Annotated in this window: 1 protein-coding gene and 1 pseudogene; one reads left to right on the top strand and one right to left on the bottom strand. The window is 78.1% G+C overall.

Annotated elements, in window-relative coordinates:
• A pseudogene (locus ACYVKY_RS15185) lies at nt 1-347 on the bottom strand (hypothetical protein); the annotation flags it as partial.
• Between the two features lie 36 nt (nt 348-383).
• Between ACYVKY_RS15185 and ACYVKY_RS15180 the strand changes: the two are divergent.
• Nucleotides 384-1,513, top strand: a 1,130-nt coding sequence (locus tag ACYVKY_RS15180; protein WP_460435830.1) for a PucR family transcriptional regulator ligand-binding domain-containing protein, incomplete at its 3' end; no start/stop codon positions are given.

Here is a 1,513-nt window from a genome sequence, read left to right as displayed (position 1 = left end):
CCGCCCAGGAGGTGCAGCGGTCGGGGTTCCCGGAGGCCTACGCCGACCACGAGCCGGAGGGACGGCGCGCGCAGCGAGCCGTCGGCGAGCCGCACCCGGGTGCCGACCGGCAGCAGGTCGACGGGGGCGCGGTGGTCGGGCAGCACCAGCCCGCTCGCGGGGCAGGTGGCGCGGCGCGAGACGACGGCGACCACCCGGTCGCCGCCTCGGGCGGGGTGGGTGAGGTAGGCGGCGAGCCGGCCGCTCGCGACGACCAGCGCGTCGACGGGCGGACCGTCGAGCACCTCGGCGAGCAGGCCGGACGCCGCGACCGGGACCCGCGGCACGGGCGTCTCGTCGCGAGGCATGCCGGGGACGCTAGGTGCAGCGCTACGGTGCACCCCATGGGGAAAGTTGCCAACCGTGGGCCCGGTGACCCGCAGAAGGTGCCGACCGGCGCCGACGCCGGCGTCCCGCTCACCCGCGTGCTGGCGACGCCGTCCCTGGCGGGCGCGCGCGTCCTGGCCGGGGCGGCGGGCCTGCACCGGCCCGTGACGCGGGTGAACGTCATGGAGGTGCCCGACGTGCAGGCGTGGGTGCGGCCCGGCGAGCTGCTGCTCACCACCGGGTACAGCGTCCGCGAGGCGCCGGACCAGCTGGTCGAGGTGGTCGAGGCGCTGGCGGAGCGGCAGGTGGCCGCGTTGGCGGTGAAGCTGGGTCGCTACCTCGACGCGCTGCCGGACGCCGCCCTGGCGGCGGCCGAGCGGCTGGGGCTGCCGGTGCTGGGCGTCGAGCCGCACGTGTCGTTCGACGACGTCCTCACCGAGGTGATGACCGAGGTCCTGTCCGAGCAGGTGACCCGCCGCACCGGCGGCGCCGCGCGCACCGAGCACGTGCACCGCGTCCTGGTCGACGTGGTGCTGTCCGGCGGGGGCCTCGAGGCGGTCGCGGACGCGCTCGCGCACCAGCTCGACGTGGCCGTCGTGGTGACCACCCCCGACGGCAGGCTCGTCGCGCAGGCGGGCGACGACGCCGGCCTCGACGCCGTCCGCTCCGGGCCGTGGGCCGACCGCACCGGGCGGCTGCGCACCGAGGACGCCTCGTTCGCGCTCGGGCTGCACGGCTCGCACGCGGTCGCGGAGATCGGTGCGCGCGGGCTCGACCACGGCCGGCTCGCCGTCTTCGCGACGGACCGCGAGCTCGACGACGACGACCTCGTCGCGGTGCAGCGCAGCGCCACGGTGTGCGCGCTGGTGGTGACGCGCGACCTGGCGGTGGCCGCGGTCGAGGACCGCTACCGCGCCGACCACCTGCGCGACCTGCTGGCCGGTCGCCAGGCCGACGACCCGGACGTGGTCGCCCACGCCCGCGGGTTCGGGTGGGACCTCGACCGCGACCTGCTCGTCCTGGTGCTCGAGCCCGACCCGGACGACGACGCCGCGCAGGCCGCCGGCCGGTCCCGGCGTCCCGTCGTCGAGCGGCAGGCCGCCGCCCTCGGCGGTGCGCTGCGCCAGCGCGACGCCGGCGCCGCGGT

The sequence above is a fragment of the Angustibacter speluncae genome (assembly GCF_054777815.1).
The sequence above is the reverse complement of the archived record's forward strand: the minus strand, read 5'-3'. Positions and strand labels throughout refer to the sequence as shown.